Below are 349 nucleotides of genomic sequence, written 5' to 3'. Positions count from 1 at the left end.
CGTTCATGGCGATTCTGGCCGACGATCCGCGCCAGACGCGCGTACGTTTGGAGCTGGCGCAGGCGCTGATCGCCCTGAAGAGGACCGCCAGCGCCGCCCGGCAGCTGCGGAGCGCGCAACAGGATGCCGATCTGCCGCAACAGATCGCCCGCACGATCCGGACCGTGCGCGACACGATCCGCAGCGGGCGGGCGTGGCGGCTGGACTTCAACATGGGCATCGCGCCCGACACCAACATCAACAACGCCACCACCGCGCAGTCGATCACGGTCCTGCTCGGCGATCAGGCGTATCAGGCCGACCTGAACGAGGACGCGAAGGCGAAGTCCGGTCTGGGCCAGACCGCGCA

Annotated in this window: 1 protein-coding gene; it reads left to right on the top strand. The window is 68.5% G+C overall.

From position 1 onward, the window contains the following. Positions 1 to 349 (top strand): hypothetical protein (locus AC0IYH_RS30095; protein ID WP_471837767.1); only part of this gene is annotated, 349 nt, incomplete at both ends.

The sequence above is a fragment of the Pseudomonas sp. AC463 genome (assembly GCF_979253585.1).
The sequence above is the reverse complement of the archived record's forward strand: the minus strand, read 5'-3'. Positions and strand labels throughout refer to the sequence as shown.